This is a genomic window from Streptomyces sp. NPDC004647 (assembly GCF_040609575.1).
Taxonomy (GTDB): Bacteria; Actinomycetota; Actinomycetes; order Streptomycetales; family Streptomycetaceae; genus Streptomyces.
In genome coordinates, this window is the sequence record NZ_JBEXKU010000032.1 from 47,391 (window position 1) to 63,442 (window position 16,052).

The following is a 16,052-nucleotide window of genomic DNA, read 5'->3' on the forward strand; positions in this document are numbered from 1 at the left end:
GCCTATTGCGCATCCACCCGCCGCACGGGGGCGTTGGGCAGCGGGCCGGGCGGGGCAAGAAGCCAGTGGCACGGTCTACAGCGGGAGGCGGGCCAGGCATGTCGATGTCGAGGGCGAGGGTGGCACGGCGCATCGCGGCCGCGGCGGCGTACGGCGGTGGCGGGATCGGGCTGCTGGGCGGGGCGGCGGTGGGGCTGCTGCTGACCGAGGTACAGCTGGCGAGGCGGGTCGTGGGCGGCTCGGGGGACGCGCCGCCGAATGCGGACGGACGGTACGGGGCGGTGTTCGACCGGCGGTCGGGACATCGCCCGTTGCGGCTCGCGCTCGCCGGTGACTCGACGGCGGCGGGCCAGGGCGTGCACCGGCCGCGGCAGACGCCGGGTGCGCTGCTCGCCTCGGGTCTGGCGGCGGTCGCGGAGCGCCCGGTGGACCTCCGTACGGTGGCGCTGCCGGGTGCGCAGTCCGACGACCTGAAGCGACAGGTCACCTTGCTGCTCGCGGACCGCACCCTGGTTCCCGACGTCTGCGTGATCATGATCGGCGCGAACGATGTGACGCACCGGATGCCCCCGGCACGGTCGGTGCGGCTGCTGGCGGACGCGGTGCGGCGGCTTCGGGAGAAGAACTGCGAGGTCGTCGTCGGGACCTGCCCCGACCTGGGGACGATCGAGCCGGTCTACCAGCCACTGCGCTGGGTGGCGCGGCGGATGAGCCGGCAGCTGGCGGCCGCGCAGACCATCGGAGCGGTCGAGCAGGGCGGCCGTACGGTGTCGCTCGGCGCTCTCCTGGGGCCGGAATTCGAGGCGAATCCGCGTGAGCTGTTCGGCCCGGACAACTACCACCCTTCGGCCGAGGGGTACGCGACGGCCGCGATGGCCGTACTGCCGACGCTGTGCGCCGTGCTGGGCCTGTGGCCGGAGGAGGAGCGTCCGGACGCCTCCCGGCGCGAGGGCATCCTCCCGGTCGCCGAGGCGGCGGCCCAGGCGGCCTCGGAGGGCGGCACGGAGGTCGCCACGGCGGCTCCCGTGGGTATCCGCGGCCCCTGGGTCCTCCTCAAGCACCGGCGCCGTCGGCGGCTCCCGGCGAACGAGGCGGCAGCGTCCTCCTCGGCCACGGTCCGGGCCCCGAAGCGATAGCGGCCACCACAGGCCCCGGCGGGCGGCGGGCCCGGCGCGATCGGCGAGCGGTACCCACCGTGATCGCTGCGGGCGCTGCGCACGCGCGGGCACTGCGGGTGTGGCGGACTCCGAGAGCGCTGCGAGCACTGCGGCACTTGCGGGCACTGCGGGTGTGCGGACTCCGAGAGCGCTGCGAGAGCTGCGGACGGGCTCTTCGCCGTCGCAGGCCGACCCGCCTGGGGCGCCCGCCGAGCGCCGGCGTCCCTTCGTCCGGTTCGCGCGGCGGCCAGCGGGTACGCCGCGGTCATGGAGGCACGCGGCCGGCGCACCCACGCCCGCGTGACCCGGGGCCGCGGCCCGGAACGTGGCCCGGGACTCTGCCCGGAGCGAGCCACTCCGCGAGGACTGAGCGAGCGCTTAGAAAAGAGGTCCGCATCACAGCACACAGGCCGTGACCTCGACGGTACGGCCGGGTAACTTCCAAGTCAGTCCTGCTTACTCGCCCCATGGAGCCGTGATGCCCGAAGCCGTGATCGTCTCTGCCGCCCGCTCACCGATCGGACGGGCCTTCAAGGGTTCCCTCAAGGATGTCCGCCCGGACGACCTGACCGCCGGAATCATCCAGGCCGCGCTCGCCAAGGTCCCCGAGCTCGACCCGCGCGATATCGAAGACCTGATGCTCGGCTGTGGCCTGCCCGGCGGTGAGCAGGGCCACAACCTGGGCCGGATCGTGGCCGTGCAGATGGGCATGGACCATCTCCCGGGCTGCACCGTCACCCGCTACTGTTCCTCGTCCCTCCAGACCACGCGGATGGCGCTGCACGCCATCAAGGCGGGCGAGGGCGATGTCTTCATCTCGGCCGGTGTCGAGACCGTGTCGCGCAGCGTCAAGGGCAACTCGGACACCCTGCCGGACACCTACAACCCGCTGTTCGCCGAGGCCCAGGCGCGTACCGCCGCCCGTGCCGAGCAGGAGGGCGCCGACTGGCACGACCCGCGCGAGGACGGTCTGATCCCCGACCCGTACATCGCGATGGGCCAGACCGCCGAGAACCTGGCCCGCACCAAGGGCGTCACCCGCCAGGACATGGACGAGTTCGGGGTGCGGTCCCAGAATCTCGCCGAGGAGGCCATCAAGAACGGCTTCTGGGAGCGCGAGATCACCCCGGTGACCACCCCGGACGGAACGGTCGTCAGCAAGGACGACGGCCCTCGCGCGGGCGTCACCCTCGAGGGCGTCCAGGGCCTCAAGCCGGTCTTCCGCCCCGACGGCCTGGTCACCGCCGGCAACTGCTGCCCGCTGAACGACGGCGCGGCAGCGCTGGTCATCATGTCCGACACCAAGGCGCGCGAGCTGGGGCTGACCCCGCTGGCCCGGATCGTGTCCACCGGCGTCTCCGGCCTCTCCCCCGAGATCATGGGTCTCGGCCCGGTCGAGGCGTCCAAGCGGGCCCTGGCCCGCGCCGGGATGACCATCGGCGACATCGACCTGGCCGAGATCAACGAGGCGTTCGCCGCGCAGGTCATCCCGTCCTACCGCGACCTGGGCATCGACCTCGACAAGCTCAACGTCAACGGCGGCGCGATCGCGGTCGGCCACCCGTTCGGCATGACGGGCGCCCGGATCACCGGCACGCTGATCAACTCGCTGCAGTTCCACGACAAGCAGTTCGGCCTGGAGACGATGTGCGTCGGCGGCGGCCAGGGCATGGCAATGGTCCTGGAGCGGCTGAGCTGAGCTGTAGCGGAGGGTAGGGGTCGCCCGAGGCACGAGGGCGGCACCTGCCCGCAGCGGAAGCGAAGCGGAACGCGACCAAAAACTGGGAGCGGCTGAGCTGAGCTGTAGCGGAGGGTAGGGGTCGCCCGAGGCACGAGGGCGGCACCTGCCCGCAGCGGAAGCGAAGCGGAACGCGACCAAAAAACCGGAGTGGCTGAGCCGAGCTGACCACCTGGTCGTGACCGAATCTCCCCCAGGATGTGATGTTTGTCCTGGGGGAGAGCTGTTTTCGCAGGTCAGGATGGCCAAGGGGGCGACCTCCGAGGCCTCGCTCCGGCCCGATTCGGCCACTGCGTAATGACATCGGGAAGCGCTGGGCCCCAAGCTGAGGTAGGAATTCGGGGGATCCGTTCGAACCGGGAGAGTACGTCAGTGAGCCCCATGTCCCTTGCCCTGCTGCTGGCCGCTGCCACCGCGACGGCTGTGGGCGCAGCGGCTATGCACGCTGCTCATGGGCTGCGGAAGCAGCTCATCGCCCTGCGTGCCGAGATCGCCGCCCCGGGCCGTACGGTCACCGCCTCGGTGCCCGCTGCCCGTACCGCGCCCACCGAGGAGATACGGGCCGCCGTCGCCGACGCACTCGCCGAGGAGCGGGAGCGGGAGCTGGCGGAGGCCCGTGCTTTCTGGGCCGCCCAGGAGGCCCGGGGAGTCGGCGATGGGCCGTCGCTGCTGGGCGGTCTGAACGGCCTCGGCGAGGAGGCCTCGATCTACCTGCCCCGCCAGGCCGACTTCGGGGGCCTGGAACCGCTGCTGGGCGCCGACGCGCTCAACTCCCTCGACGCGCTGGACGTCACGGACTCTCTCGACGCACTCGACATCTCGGACTCAATGGAGCCTCTGGACTCTCTGCAGCCCCTGGACTCCCTGCAGTCTCTGGACTCCCTGCAGTCTCTGGAGCCGCTCGACGTCCCGAAGGCCGTCGACGGCGCCACGGAGCCCGCTCCGGCCGAGGCGGCCCAGGAGGCGCCCGCGGAGTCGCCGGAGCTGGCCGCAGCCCGCCGCCGACACCCCTCGCACCCCGATTTCGCCCGGTCGGCACCAGTCGTGGCCGACCACGAGCGGACCGTGAGCCGGCTCCAGGAGCTGGCCGCGGCCGCCACGCCGCTCACCGATGTGCGCCCCGGGCCGCTCGGCACGCTCGATGTGTACGTCTTCGCCGACGGCACGACGATCTGCATGACCCCGGGCCACGGCGAGACGGCCGGGCAGCTAGCCGAGGCGCTGCGCGCCGGAACGGCGCCCGTACTGCTGGGCGGCTCCGGCATCTCCGGTGCCTACGCCCTGACCTTCGCCTATGGCGAGGAGAGCGTCTACATCCTGGCCGACCGGGTCATCGCCTCACTCTGACCGTCGTGTCCGGAAACAGCCGGCAACGACCAGGAAGAACCACGAACAATCGAGAACAGCCGAGAACGACCGTGAACGGCTGAAAATGGCCGTCCCTCGTTCGGCTTGTTCAGAGACCGCACCGCTTGGTCGCGGCCTCCACCAGTGCCACTGCGTCCGCGAGTTCCGCACCGGCCGATTCGGGGCGCCCGGCCGACGCCTCCGGCACTCCGCCGGAACCGGCAGAACCGACGGCCGAGCGCAGGGCCTCCGCCAGATCGTGGCCCGCCACCGCGACCTGGTCCGCCACCGCGAACATCCCCACCTCGGGCATCGCCAGCGGCTCCCGGCCCGGGAATTCGATGCGCTGTGCACGCAGCGCCAACTCGCGTGCCAGCGACAGCCCCTCGTCCGCCAGGCCCCGCTGCAAGCGGCTCTGCGGCGCCGACCGCAACCGGTCGGCGAGATGATCCACGGCTGCCACCAAGGGCGTCACATCAAGCACGCGGTGAGCCTATGTGTCGCCCCCTGCCTGTTGCCAACAGGCAAACAGTCAGGCACGGTGGCGTGAAGGACCACACCTGGACCACGCAAATGGACCAGCTATGGACGCGTCCGGAGGCGCCGATGTCCCAAGTCTTCTCCGAAGAGACCCACCGGAACCTGCTCTCCCGTATCCCTGAATGCACCGGCCGTGAAGTTTCCGACTGGCTGCGCACCGTCGATGAAGGCCCCGCTCTCTTCCGCTTCGAGGAGAAGGTCAGCTGGCTGCGCGGCGCGCATCAGCTCGCGTACGGCCATGCCAAGGCCATCGTCCATGAATACGACCTCAGGCGGGCCGCGCGAAAGCTGCAGTAGCAGCGCGCGAGAGCACCGCCGTCGAGCAAGAAGGCCGAAGGGCCCGGAGGCAGTTGCCTCCGGGCCCTTCGCGGTGTCCGTGCGGCCCCGTGAGGGCCAGGGGACGGGCGGCGGTCAGTCGCCGCGCAGGATCGAGATCAGCCGCAGCAGCTCGAGGTAGATCCACACCAGGGTCAGGGTGAGGCCGAAGGCCGCCAGCCAGGACTCCTCGCGCGGAGCGCCGTACGCGACGCCGTCCTCGACCTGCTTGAAGTCGAGGGCCAGGAAGCAGGCGCCGAGGATCACGCCGACGACACCGAAGAGGATGCCGAGGCCACCGCTGCGGAAGCCGAGGCCGTCACCGCCACCGAAAGCCATGAACAGCAGGTTCACGGCGGTCAGCAGCACAAAGCCGATTGCGGCTGCCATCACATAGCGGTAGAACCGCCTGTTCACCCGGATGAGCCGGGTCCGGTAGGCGATCAGCACACCGGCGAAGACCGCCAGGGTACCGAGCACCGCCTGCATCGGGGCGCCCTCGAGCTGCGCATTGATCGCACCACTGAGCCCCCCGAGGAAAAGTCCCTCAAAAGCCGCATATGCGAGGATCAGCGGCGGCGAGGCCTTGCGCTTGAACGCCTGAACCAGGCCGAGCACCATGGCGATGAGCCCGGCGCCGACGGCGAGCCCGAGATTGTCGGACAGCGCGATCCAGCCGAAGACCGCACCGATGACGACCGTGCCGAGCGTCATGCCCGTACGCATGACGACGTCGTCCATCGTCATGCGGTCGGTCTGCGGCGGGGCGACCGGCGGGGCGCCCTGCGCATAGGGGTTGGTGGGCTGCGCGTACGGGTCTGCGGGCTGGGCGTACGGGTTTCCGCCGGCATACGGGTTGGCGGCGGGTCCCCCGGCCTGCGGCGCCGCGTTGAAGCCCGCGTAGCCGTTGTCGCGGCTGAAGCCCCGTCGCGAGAAGACCGGGTTGCTGCTCCTCATCTCACTCCTCCATGGCCGCCCTGTGCGACCTTGCGTCAAGAGTAATAGGTCAGCAAAGGATGCACTCTAGTGCCGAAGGAGGATCTTTGAGTAGGCGGGCGAGCGCCCGGGGATCCGGCGGCACCGGGTGGCGGCGGCCTGGGCGCGAAAGGTGCGCCCAGGGGACTGCTGAGTGCCCGGAGCCGGACTTGAACCGGCACGGCCCTAAGGCCAGTGAGGTTTAAGCTCACCGTGTCTGCATTCCACCATCCGGGCAAGGGCTTCCCGGACCGCGAACGGATGACGGTCCCCCCCAGGGCGCAGCACGAGCCTATCCGTGCCGGTCGGCCCAACAGCGGGCAATCAGAGGGAGGTTGTCTGATTTTATTGGCACCTGAGGACCTGTCAGGGCATGCGACCTGCGGTAAGCACACGCTCGAGGCGTCAAGGCCGCTTCATTTCTCCGGCTTGTGATTGACGGAAACTCGACGCCCTTCTCAGGGGGTTCCGCCACCCGATTGGCGCCCCTCGCCCTCTCAGGGGCGCCGCGGCCCCTCGCCCATCTCAGAGGTGCCGTCGCCCCGTCGCCCTCTCAGGGGTGCCGTCATACCCAGGGAGGACCCGGGACCTCCCCGATACCTCCCAGGACTGCCCAGGAACGGGAGCAGGGACTGATCCTGACGGGTGATTCGGCCAGGAGGATGGGAACGACCCGCAGCACCACCGTCCCGACAGGAGATCCGCCCCGTGACCACCACCCCTTCAGGCGTCCAGACCGCCGTCCGCGCGACCGCGGTGGCCGCCCGTGCAAAGGACCTGACGAAGGTGTACGGCCAGGGAGAGACCCAGGTGGTCGCCCTGGACGGCGTCTCCGTCGACTTCCGGCAGGCCGAGTTCACCGCCATCATGGGCCCCTCGGGATCCGGCAAGTCCACGCTGATGCACTGCGTCGCGGGCCTCGATTCGATCTCCTCGGGATCCGCCCGTATAGGTGACACCGAGCTGACCGCGCTGAAGGACAAGCAGCTGACCAAGCTGCGGCGCGACAAGATCGGCTTCATCTTCCAGGCCTTCAACCTGCTGCCGACGCTGAACGCCCTGGAGAACATCACGCTGCCGATGGACATCGCGGGCCGTAAGCCCGACAAGGCGTGGCTCGACCAGGTCGTCGACACCGTCGGTCTGTCCTCCCGGCTGAAGCACCGGCCCACCGAACTGTCGGGCGGCCAGCAGCAGCGCGTCGCCGTGGCCCGCGCACTGGCCGGCAAGCCGGAGATCATCTTCGCGGACGAGCCGACGGGAAACCTCGACTCGCGCTCCGGTGCCGAGGTCCTGGGCTTCCTTCGCAACTCCGTGCGCGGGCTGGGCCAGACGGTGGTCATGGTCACCCACGACCCGGTCGCCGCCGCCTACGCGGACCGTGTCATCTTCCTCGCCGACGGCCGGATCGTCGACGAACTGCACGAACCGTCCGCCGACGCCGTCCTCGAGCGCATGCTGCGGCTCTCCGGGAGCGGCGCGTCAGCGGCAGGCGCCGCTTCGTCCCACGCCCAGGGCTTCGGCGACAAGGGACGGGCCGCCGGCTGACCGACGGCTCTCCCGTCCCCCGGGCGCATCCCGCTCGGCCGCGTCTCCTCCGTCCACCGTCTCCCGGCCGGACCGCCGCCCCACCCCGAACGCCTTCCGCGGCGAACCGCCGCGCCCTACGCCAGTCCTCCGCCCCTCGCGCCACAGGCATGCCCCGTACGGGGCCGAGGGCTTCTTCCTCAGGAATGAGAATGTTCCGAACTGCCGTACGCAACGTACTTGCGCACAAGGCCAGGCTGCTGATGACCGTGCTCGCCGTCATGCTCGGCGTCGCGTTCGTCTCCGGCACCCTGGTCTTCACCGACACCGTCGGCGGCGCCTTCAAGAACAAGTCGGCCCAGAGCTTCGACAACGTCTCGGTCTCCATCAGCTCCACCGGCGACTCGGCCGACTTCGGTGCCAGCGGTGCGGACGCCCAGGAGGCGAAGCAGAACGCCAAGCTCACCGACGAGCTGCTCAAGAAGGTCCAGGACCTGCCCGGCGCCCGGTCCGCGACCGGTGTCGTCTCCGGCTTCACCGCCCTCGCCGACAAGAACGGCAAACTGGTCGGCCAGGGCTGGCAGACCCTCGGCGGCAACTACTTCCCGGGCTCCGACGGCAAGGACGACCGCTACCGCTTCACCGACGGGCGCGCCCCGAAGGCCGCTGACGAGATAGCCCTGGACAGCAGGACCGCCGAGCGGGCCGGCTACCGGGCCGGCGACACCGCCCGGGTGTCCACCGACGGCCCGGTCATGCGGCAGCGGATCTCCGGCATCTTCGACACCGACGACGGCAGTGTCGCCGCGGGCGGCAGCCTCGTACTCTTCGACAACGCGACCGCCCGCAAGGCGCTCGGCAAGACCGCCGAGTTCGACGAGATCACCGTCAAGGCCGAGGCGAACACCTCCGAGGCCGCGCTCAAGAGCTCCGTCGAGAAAATTCTGCCGAAGGACACCGAAGCCGTCACCGGCCAGGTGCTGGCCGACCAGCAGGCCGACAGCATCGCCCAGGACACCAAGGCGATGAGCCAGGTGCTTCTCTACTTCGCGGGCATCTCGCTCTTCGTCGGCATCTTCATCATCGCCAACACCTTCACCATGCTGGTCGCCCAGCGCACCAGGGAGCTGGCGCTGATGCGCGCGGTGGGCGCGGCCCGCCGCCAGGTGACCCGCTCCGTGCTCATCGAGGCGTTCATCGTCGGCCTGGTGGCCGCCGTGTCCGGCTTCCTGACCGGCATCGGGATCGCGGTGGGCCTGCGCTCACTGCTCAACTCCACGGGTGCCTCGCTGCCCGACGGCCCGCTGGTCATCGCGCCCGGCACCGCTCTCATCGCGCTGATCATCGGCGTCGTGGTCACCATGCTGTCCGCCTGGCTGCCCGGCCGCCGCGCCGCCAAGGTGCCGCCGGTCGCGGCGATGAACAGCGTCCACGCAACGCCCACCACCCGCAGCCTGGTCGTGCGCAACTCGATCGGCTCCGTCATCACCGCCCTCGGCGCGGCCGTGGTCTTCCTGGGCGTCTCCCAGGGCAAGGACGGCGGCTCGTTCATGGCCGGCGGCGCGATGTTCATGCTCATCGGCATCATCGTGCTGACGCCGCTGCTCTCCCGCCCGGTCATCGCCGCCGCGGCGCCGCTGCTGGACCGCTTCGGTGTCGCGGGCAAGCTGGCCCGGCAGAACGCGCTCCGCAACCCGCGCCGTACGGCCTCCACCGCCGCCGCGCTGATGATCGGCCTCACCCTCATCACCGCGATGACCGTGCTGGCCACCTCCATGCAGCACGCCATCAACAAGATGGCGGTGGACGCCCTCAAGTCCGACTACACGGTCAGCATGGCCAACTTCACGCCGCTGTCCCCGGATGTGCGCCAGAAGCTGGCGGCACTGCCCGAGGTCGAGGCGACCAGCCCGATGCGCTCCGCGTACGCGGAGGTCGACGGCGACTTCCAGAGCATCTCCGGCGTCGACCCGAAGTCCATCGGCCAACTGCTGCACCTGGACTTCACCAGCGGTTCGTTCGACGGAATGGCGGGCAAGGGCGCGCTCGTCGACAGCCGTACGGCGAAGGAGCACGGTCTGGAGACCGGCGAAACGTTCCCCGCGAAGTTCGACGACGGCCGGACGGACCGGCTGACGGTCTCGGGGGTCTTCGAGGGCAACGACATGATCGGCGGCATCTTCGTCGCCACCTCCGTGGTCGACAAGCACCTCGAAAAGGTCGCCGACGAGCAGGTGCTGGTGAAGATGGACGACGGTGCCTCGGAACAGGCCGAGGACACCATCGTCAAGGCGCTGGGCGAGAACCCCGCCATCCAGGTCAAGGACAAGCAGGCCACCAGCGACGAGATCGGCAAGCAGATCAATCTGCTGCTGAACATGCTGTACGGGCTGCTGGCGATGGCCGTGCTGATCGCGGTGCTGGGTGTCGTCAACACCCTGGCCATGTCGGTCTTCGAGCGGAAGCACGAGATCGGCATGCTGCGGGCGATCGGCCTCGACCGGTCGAAGGTCAAGCGGATGGTCCGGCTGGAGTCGGTGGTCATCTCGCTCTTCGGAGCGCTGCTCGGCATCGGCCTGGGGGTGTTCCTGGCCTGGGCCGCGGGCCAGTCCATCACCGAACAGATGTCGACGTACTCGATGCGGATCCCGTTCGACCGGATCGCGCTCTTCCTGCTGATGGCCGCGCTGGTCGGCGTGTTGGCGGCGCTCTGGCCGGCCCGCCGGGCGGCGAGGCTGAACCCGCTGGAGGCGATCAAGGCGGAGTAGTACCGCGGCAGTACTGAGGGCGAGCGGTGTTCCCCGGCGCGTACGCCCGCGTGCCGGGGAACACCGCTGCCGGTTCAGCCCCGCCAGTCGCGGGCGCGCAACGGCACCCCGGAGTCGCCCGAGTCGGGCGTACGCACCGCCAGGATCTGGTTGACACCGATCCGGTTGCGCTCGAAGGACAGCGCGGACGCGGCCATGTAGAGCTTCCAGACGCGGGCCCGGCCGGGCGAGGTGAGCCGGACGGCCTCGGACCAGTGCGCCGCGAGATTCGCGACCCACTGGCGCAGCGTCAGCGCGTAGTGCTCACGGATCGACTCCAGGTCGCGCACCTCGAATCCGGCCTCCTCGAGCAGCGATACCGTACGCCCGGCCGGGGCGAGCTCCCCGTCCGGGAAGACGTACGCGTCGATGAACTCGTCCACGTGGTACGTCTCTTCGTCCATCACCGGACGCCGGGCGATCTGGTGGTTGAGCAGCCGGCCACCGGGCTTCAGCAGATCGTGCAGGGCGGTGGCGTACTCCCGGTAGCTGGCGGTGCCGACGTGCTCCGCCATGCCGATCGAGGAGATCGCGTCGTACGGGCCGTCGGCGACGGCGCGGTAGTCCTGGACGCGGACCTCGATCCGGTCGGTCAGACCCGCGTCGGCGATCCGCTTGCGGGCGTAGGCGGCCTGCTCGGTGGAGAGCGTCACGCCGACGGCTTGCACGCCGTACTCGCGGGCCGCGTGCATCACCATCGAGCCCCAGCCGCAGCCGACGTCCAGCAGCCGGTCGCCCGGCTTCAACGCGAGCTTGCGGCAGATGAGGTCGAGCTTGGCGTGCTGGGCGTCCTCCAGGGTGGCGCCCTCGTCCCAGTAGGCGCAGGAGTAGACCATGGAGGGGCCCAGCACCAGCTCGTAGAAGTCGTTTCCGACGTCGTAGTGGTGGCTGATGGCGGCTCTGTCGCGGCGCGGGCTGTGCAGTACGCCGCGGCGCCGGCGCGCCTCCTCGCGGGGCGGGGCAGGCGGCAGGCCGGGGCCGGCGAGGGCGATCAGCTCCAGGGCGGCGGCGCGCAGCCGGGGGTCGCGCAGCGCGGCGATACGGCTGCCGGTGCTGTCCTCTTCGCCGCTGCCGGGAGTGCGCTCCCAGAGCAGTCCGGCGAGCCGGGCGAGCACCTCGTACAGGTCGCTGTCGGCGATCTCGATCTCGCCGGCCACCCAGGCCCGGACGAGCCCCAGCTCACCGGGCCGCCAGAGCAGACGGCGCAGCGCGCGGCGGTGACGTACGACGAGGGTGGGGGCGCCCGGGGGACCTGCTTCGCTGCCGTCCCAGGCGCGGATACGCACGGGTACGGGATATCCCAGCAGTTCCTCTGCGAGTGCGGTGAGCCGCGGCGCGGCGTCGGCCATGTCCTACACCTCCGTGACGACGGATCGACGGGGTCCGTCCCTTACGTAAACCCAACAAACTCAGGTCGCAGTCCTGTTGTCACGTAAGAGAACGGCAAAAAGCACCATCTATCCATACGCCGAAACGGGCCGCCACAACCCCTTCCGGCGCCGGAGTGACCGCTTCGCGCCGGTGCAGCTCACGCCGGCCGGGGTAACGCGGCCGGGCAGGGCCCTTCGGCCGGGCCCGTAAAACACCCGAAAGGGCGCCCGCACCACGGATGGCGGACGCCCTTTCGGACTGCGTGTTCGGCCCCGTACGGGCCGGGTGTCAGGAGGCCTTGGCCTCCTCCGACTTGCCGGCCCGGTCGGCGGGCTGCGTCGTGGCGGCCGAGACCGGGCGGGCGGCCTCGTAGAACTCCTCGCGGGGGTTCTCCATCGCGCCGAGCGAGACGACCTCGCGCTTGAGGAACATCGCCAGCGCCCAGTCCGCGAAGACCCGGATCTTACGGTTCCAGGTGGGCACGGCCAGCCCGTGGTAGCCACGGTGCATGTACCAGGCGAGGCGGCCGCGGAGCTTGATCTTGACCTTGCCGACGACGACCATCGCGACGCCCTTGTGCAGACCGAGACCGGCGACCGCACCCTTGTTGGCGTGCTTGTACTCGTGCTGCGGGAAGTCACGCATACCGGAGATCACGTTGTCGCCGAGGACCCTGGCCTGGCGCAGCGCGTGCTGGGCGTTCGGCGCGCACCACTTGCCCTCGCCCGCGGCGAGGTCCGGCACCTGGGCGTTGTCGCCCGCGGCCCAGATGTAGTCGGTCCCCTTGACCTGGAGGGTGGGCTCCGCGTCGACGTGACCGCGCGGGCCGAGCGGCAGGCCGAACCGGGCCAGCGCCGGGTTGGGCTTGACGCCCGCGGTCCACACGATCGTGTTGGAGTCGACCTCGAGGCCGTTCTTGAGCACCACATGGCCGTCGATGCAGGAGTCCATCGAAGTGTTGAGGTAGACCTCGATGCCGCGCTTCTGGAGGTGCTCCAGGCCCCAGGTGCCGAGCTCGGGGCCGACCTCCGGGAGGATCTTGTCCGCGGCGTCGACGAGCACGAAGCGCATGTCCTCGCGCTTGACGTTCGGGTAGTACTTCGCGGCGTCGCGGGCCATGTCCTCGACCTCGCCGATGGTCTCCGCACCGGCGAAGCCGCCGCCCACGAAGACGAAGCTCAGGGCCTTGCGGCGGACGTTCTCATCGGTCGTCGAGTCGGCCTTGTCCAGCTGCTCCAGTACGTGGTTGCGCAGGCCGATGGCCTCCTCCACGCCCTTCATACCGATGCCCTGTTCGGCCAGGCCGGGGATCGGGAAGGTGCGGGAGACCGCGCCGAGGGCCACGACCAGGTAGTCGAAGGGCAGTTCGTACGCCTCGCCGACGAGCGGGGCGATCGTGGCCACCTTGCGGTCCTGGTCGATGGTGGAGACCCGGCCGGTGAGGACCTCCGCCTTGGGGAGCACGCGTCGCAGGGGGACAACGACGTGACGAGGAGAGATGCTGCCGGCAGCAGCTTCGGGAAGGAAGGGCTGGTAGGTCATGTACGAGCGCGGGTCGACGACGGTAACGGTCGCCTCGCCGTAGCGCATCTTCTTCAGAATGCGCCTGGCTGCGTACAGGCCTACGTACCCACCGCCTACTACGAGGATCCTGGGACGCTCCGTGGTGCTCATGATTCGAGTATCCAGCACCCCCATGGGGGGTGCTCGTGAGCCCCTTCACAAGCACTTCCGCCCCTTCTGCTACACTCCGCCGCCGCCGTGACCGAGGCCATAGCGCCGAGGGGGAACCACCGTGTAGGGGCGGGCGTTGATCACCGCCCTGAACTGGCCTTGCGGGCGCCCGCACTGCTGGACCACCGGGGCTGTGAGTACCGGCGCAACACGGCCGAAACGGCCTTCGCCGCCCCTCGGCCGGGCGGTCGGGCCGCCTATCCGGGCCCTACAGCCCCCAGAGGCCGTCACCGTGCCACTTTTTCATGTGAAGAGTTTCACGAAGTTTCTTCGGCGGGCGGCTCAGACCAGGCTCCAGGCGATGCCGTCGAGGATGTCGTGCTCGCTGACGACGACCTCGCGGGCTCCGGTCCGCTCCATGATCGAGAGCAGTACCAGCGCTCCGGCTGCGATCACATCGACCCGGCCGGGGTGCATCACGGGGATCGCGGCGCGCTCCGCGTGCGTCGAGGACAGCAGGTTTCCGGTGATCTCCCGGACCTGCTCCAGGGAGACCCTCGAGTGGTGGATCGCCGACGGGTCGTAGCGCTCGAGGCCCAGTGCGATGGCGGCGACGGTGGTGACCGAGCCGGCCAGTCCGACGAGCGTGCGCGCCTCCGCCAGCGGGACCGTCTCCGCCGCGAGGTCCAGAGCGGCGGCGATATCGGCCTCTATGGCGGTGATCTGGCCCAGTGTCGGGGGGTCGGTGATCCGCCCGTCCCGCAGCAGGTGCCGCTCGGTCATCCGCACACAGCCGATGTCGACCGAACGCGCGGCGCGTACCCGGTCGTCCCCGACGACGAACTCGGTGGAGCCGCCGCCGATGTCCACGACGAGATACGGCTTCTCCAGGTGGTCGCGGCCGGCCAGCTCCTTGGTGGCGCCGGTGAAGGAGAACTCCGCCTCCTGGCTGCCGGTGATCACCTCGGGCCGGACTCCCAGGATGTCCACGACACCGCGGACGAACTCCTCGCGGTTCTCCGCATCGCGGGAGGCGGAGGTCGCCACGAAACGGAGCCCGTGCGCTCCCAGCTCACTGATCACCTCCGCGTACTCACGGCAGGCGGCGAAGGTCCGCTCCAGCGCCTCGGGCGCGAGCCGCCCCGTACGGTCGACGCCCTCGCCGAGCCGGACGATCGTCATCCGCCGGTCGAGCTCCTTCAGATCCCCGGACTCCGGGTCGAGGTCCGCGACGAGGAGCCGGATGGAGTTCGTACCGCAGTCGATCGCTGCGACCCGGGTCATACGTCGCCCTCCGGAGCGGGAGCGGGGGCCGATGCAGAGGCCGAGGCCGAACCCTGGCCGCCGGGCGGAACGCACGGACCCTTGCGCCACCACTCCGGCAGCAGCGCGATGGCCTCGTCGCCGAGGGGATTGACCCCCGGGCCCGCGGCCAGCGAGTGGCCGACCAGGACGTGCAGGCACTTCACCCGGTCCGGCATACCGCCCGCGCTGGGAAAGCCCTGGAGCACCTCGATCGCGTCGCGGCGGGTGATGTAGTCCTCGTGCGCGGCCCGGTACGCGGCGGCGAGCTCCGGATCCTCGGCGAGCCGTGCCGACATCTCCTTCATCACGCCGTCGGCCTCCAGCGTGCCGATCGCGGAGGCGGCGCGCGGGCAGGTCAGGTAGTACAGCGTCGGGAAAGGCGTGCCGTCCTCGAGCCGCGGCTCGGTCTCGACCACATCGGGCAGGCCGCAGGGGCAGCGGTGCGCGACGGCCCGCAGTCCGCGCGGTACGCGGCCGAGCTGCTCGCCGATCGCCTCGACATCGGCGTCGGTGGGCGGGGTGTGTCCGGTCTGGGGCGGGGGCGTTTCCATACCTGCGCAGATTCTCTTCGGTCGGTGCGGATCAGTTCGGATCGGTTCGGATCGGTTCCATGGGACGGGGTCGGGCTCAGCGTTGCGCGTCGGCGTGGTCGACGCCGTCCCACAGGTTGCTGTACCAAGGGCGGTCGGCGGCGCCCTGGTCCTTGGTGTGACGGCCGTCATCGCCACTGCCGTCGACCACGGTGTAGCCGGTCTCGCCGGGGCGGATGTAGTGCAGATGCTCGCGGGCCTGCTGCTCCACGTACGCCGGGTCCTGCCAGCGGGCCTTCTGGTCGCGCAGCTTCTCCACCGCCCTGCGCGCCTGCTCGGCCTGCCGCCGCTGTTCGGCGATCTCCGAACGCTGCGAGACCCACTGCCGCATGGGATAGGCGAGAGCCACGACGAGTGAGCAGACGACGAGCGCGAGTAGCGCGGCGCGGCCGGTGAGCCGGCTGCGCCGCTGGGGCCTGGCCCGGGCACTGGCCCTGTAGACCCGGGCGGCCGCCTGCTCGCCGAGCGCCTTGAGCCTGGTCGCGGTGGAAAACCGCTCCCGGTCTCCGGCCACGTCGCCTCCCTGTCCCTGCGCGCTCCGCTTCGCTCCGCCTTCGCTCACCCCGAGCGCCGGCCCCGAGCACCGGAACGGAGCACCGGACCGGAGCACCGGCCATGAGTGCCGCGAAGCGAAGCCGTCCCCGCGCCACGGTACGGGACCGGGCGCGGGGACGTACGGATGACGGTCCGGCCGACCGGCGGGCCG

Annotated in this window: 13 protein-coding genes and 1 tRNA gene; 6 read left to right on the plus strand and 8 right to left on the minus strand. The window is 70.4% G+C overall.

From position 1 onward, the window contains the following. Positions 1–98: 98 nt before the first annotated feature. From ABZW18_RS16555 to ABZW18_RS16565, 3 genes are all read left to right on the plus strand, one after another. Positions 99–1,136, plus strand: a complete 1,038-nt coding sequence (locus tag ABZW18_RS16555) for an SGNH/GDSL hydrolase family protein (RefSeq protein ID WP_356187820.1) — start codon at positions 99–101, stop codon at positions 1,134–1,136. A gap of 499 nt (positions 1,137–1,635) precedes the next feature. Further along, positions 1,636–2,856: an acetyl-CoA C-acetyltransferase gene (locus ABZW18_RS16560; RefSeq protein WP_356187822.1), complete on the plus strand. Its 1,221-nt coding sequence runs from the start codon at positions 1,636–1,638 to the stop codon at positions 2,854–2,856. Positions 2,857–3,276: 420 nt separating this feature from the next. Further along, entirely contained in the window at positions 3,277–4,242 is a 966-nt protein-coding gene (locus ABZW18_RS16565; RefSeq protein WP_356187880.1) for a hypothetical protein, read from the plus strand. A 109-nt stretch (positions 4,243–4,351) separates the two neighbouring features. On the opposite strand, the gene ABZW18_RS16570 is transcribed toward ABZW18_RS16565, so the two are convergent. Further along, positions 4,352–4,726, minus strand: a complete 375-nt coding sequence (locus tag ABZW18_RS16570; protein ID WP_356187824.1) for a hypothetical protein — start codon at positions 4,724–4,726, stop codon at positions 4,352–4,354. A gap of 122 nt (positions 4,727–4,848) precedes the next feature. Here ABZW18_RS16570 and ABZW18_RS16575 point away from each other — a divergent pair, with 122 nt between their 5' ends. Beyond that, positions 4,849–5,079, plus strand: coding sequence for a DUF4287 domain-containing protein (locus ABZW18_RS16575; protein WP_356187882.1), 231 nt, complete (start codon positions 4,849–4,851; stop codon positions 5,077–5,079). Positions 5,080–5,193: 114 nt separating this feature from the next. On the opposite strand, the gene ABZW18_RS16580 is transcribed toward ABZW18_RS16575, so the two are convergent. Both ABZW18_RS16580 and ABZW18_RS16585 read right to left on the minus strand, forming a co-directional pair. Continuing rightward, on the minus strand, positions 5,194–6,054 hold the full coding sequence (locus ABZW18_RS16580) for a Bax inhibitor-1/YccA family protein (protein ID WP_356187826.1): 861 nt from the start codon (positions 6,052–6,054) through the stop codon (positions 5,194–5,196). A 173-nt stretch (positions 6,055–6,227) separates the two neighbouring features. Then, positions 6,228–6,309: transfer RNA gene (locus ABZW18_RS16585), tRNA-Leu, on the minus strand. 471 nt (positions 6,310–6,780) lie between these two features. Between ABZW18_RS16585 and ABZW18_RS16590 the strand changes: the two genes are divergently transcribed. Further along, positions 6,781–7,620: an ABC transporter ATP-binding protein gene (locus ABZW18_RS16590; protein WP_356187828.1), complete on the plus strand. Its 840-nt coding sequence runs from the start codon at positions 6,781–6,783 to the stop codon at positions 7,618–7,620. A gap of 191 nt (positions 7,621–7,811) precedes the next feature. Further along, complete coding sequence (locus tag ABZW18_RS16595) at positions 7,812–10,367, plus strand: FtsX-like permease family protein (protein ID WP_356187830.1); 2,556 nt, start codon at positions 7,812–7,814, stop codon at positions 10,365–10,367. Positions 10,368–10,441: 74 nt separating this feature from the next. Here ABZW18_RS16595 and ABZW18_RS16600 read toward each other — a convergent pair whose 3' ends face one another. The 5 genes from ABZW18_RS16600 to ABZW18_RS16620 form a co-directional block, all read right to left on the minus strand. Next, complete coding sequence (locus ABZW18_RS16600) at positions 10,442–11,755, minus strand: cyclopropane-fatty-acyl-phospholipid synthase family protein (protein WP_356187832.1); 1,314 nt, start codon at positions 11,753–11,755, stop codon at positions 10,442–10,444. Between the two features lie 310 nt (positions 11,756–12,065). Beyond that, positions 12,066–13,451, minus strand: coding sequence for an NAD(P)/FAD-dependent oxidoreductase (locus ABZW18_RS16605; protein ID WP_356187834.1), 1,386 nt, complete (start codon positions 13,449–13,451; stop codon positions 12,066–12,068). A 342-nt stretch (positions 13,452–13,793) separates the two neighbouring features. Then, complete coding sequence (locus tag ABZW18_RS16610) at positions 13,794–14,735, minus strand: Ppx/GppA phosphatase family protein (protein ID WP_356187836.1); 942 nt, start codon at positions 14,733–14,735, stop codon at positions 13,794–13,796. Beyond that, the gene (locus tag ABZW18_RS16615; protein ID WP_356187838.1) at positions 14,732–15,307 is read right to left on the minus strand and encodes a DUF501 domain-containing protein; all 576 of its coding nucleotides are present in this window, start codon (positions 15,305–15,307) and stop codon (positions 14,732–14,734) included. Before ABZW18_RS16615 ends, ABZW18_RS16610 begins: the two co-directional genes overlap by 4 nt. A 76-nt stretch (positions 15,308–15,383) precedes the next feature. Beyond that, positions 15,384–15,860 (minus strand): septum formation initiator family protein, encoded by a 477-nt coding sequence (locus ABZW18_RS16620; protein ID WP_356187840.1) that lies wholly within the window; start codon positions 15,858–15,860, stop codon positions 15,384–15,386. Positions 15,861–16,052 lie beyond the last annotated feature (192 nt).